Annotated in this window: 3 protein-coding genes; 1 reads left to right on the top strand and 2 read right to left on the bottom strand. The window is 67.2% G+C overall.

The annotated features are described in order from the left end of the window. Positions 1–466: RNA-guided endonuclease InsQ/TnpB family protein (locus tag ACFHWT_RS31300; RefSeq protein ID WP_416598301.1), on the bottom strand; the 466-nt coding region annotated here is incomplete at its 3' end. An 89-nt stretch (positions 467–555) separates the two neighbouring features. Further along, entirely contained in the window at positions 556–858 is a 303-nt protein-coding gene (locus ACFHWT_RS31295) for a helix-turn-helix domain-containing protein (RefSeq protein WP_416598299.1), read from the bottom strand. 73 nt (positions 859–931) lie between these two features. On the opposite strand from ACFHWT_RS31295, the gene tnpA reads away from it, so the two are divergent. Then, positions 932–1,193 (top strand): IS200/IS605 family transposase (gene tnpA / locus ACFHWT_RS31290; RefSeq protein ID WP_416598297.1); only part of this gene is annotated, 262 nt, incomplete at its 3' end.

The following is a 1,193-nucleotide window of genomic DNA, read 5'->3' as shown; positions in this document are numbered from 1 at the left end:
GGCCGAGACCGACGACACACAGGTCCTCGACGTACACCGCTTGATTCTCGCGGATGATCGTTGTGGACAGCTTGTGCTGCCAGTCCCGCCGGGTGTCGGCCATCCGGGCGTGCGCCCTGGCGACCTTCACGACGGCCTTCCTGCGGCGGTTGCTGCTCCGCCGTTTGCGGGACAGTGCCTGTTGCAGCCGTTTGAGCCTGCGGGCCGCGCGGCGCAGGAACCTGGGTGCGGCGACCTTCGTGCCGTCGGACATGACGGCGAAGTGCGTCAGGCCCAGGTCGATGCCGACCTCGGCGTCCACCTCGGGCAGCGGCTCGTCCTCGCTGGTCTGCACGACGAACGAGGCGAAGTACCTTCCGGCGGCGTCCCGGATGACCGTCACGGACGACGGGTCCGACGGCAGTGTCCGGGACCAGCGGACCGTGAGGTCGCCGATCTTCGGCAGCCGCAGACGGCCGTTGTCCAGGACCGTGAACCGGGAGTTGCGGGTGAAGCGGATGGCCTGCCGGTTGTCCTTACGGGGACCGGAACCTCGGCGGGGCCACCGTGCGGCCTTTACGCCTGCCCGACACGGAGTGGAAGAAGTTGCGGTACGCGGTGTTGAGGTCCGCGAGGGTCTGCTGCAACATCACCGCCGGACACCTCGCCGAGCCACGCCCGTTCCGGTGTCGTCTTGGCCCGCGTGATGACCCGCTTCGACAGTTCGGCGTCCGACACGTACGGCAGGCCCTGCTCGTGGGCGGTCTGCCGTGCGCGCAGCCCGTCGTTGAACACCGCCCGGGCGCATCCGAACGCCCGGGCCAGCGCGATCTGCTGGCCGGGTGTCGGGTAGACCCGGAACTGGTACCGGAGCTGCACGAACCACACGATATCATATTGGTCTATGGCATAAGTTGAGGATGTCCGTACCGGCAGGCACTGTGTCTTCGCGATGCATGTTCACTTGGTCTTCGTGACGAAGTTCCGGCACGCGGTGTTCGCCGACCGGCACCTGTCCCGCATGGAGGCGATCATGCGGGACGTATGCACGGACTTCGAGGCCGAGCTGGTCGAGTTCAACGGCGGCCACAGCCACGTCCACCTGCTGGTCGACCATCCACCCAAAGTCGCCGTTTCCCGCCTGGTCAACTCACTCAAGGGCGTCTCGTCGCGCCGCCTGCGGCAGGAGTTCCCCGACCTCGCACGCCACTACT

Origin of the sequence: Micromonospora sp. LOL_021 (genome assembly GCF_048060215.1) — a bacterium.
Lineage (GTDB): Bacteria > Actinomycetota > Actinomycetes > Mycobacteriales > Micromonosporaceae > Micromonospora_E.
The sequence above is the reverse complement of the archived record's forward strand: the minus strand, read 5'-3'. Positions and strand labels throughout refer to the sequence as shown.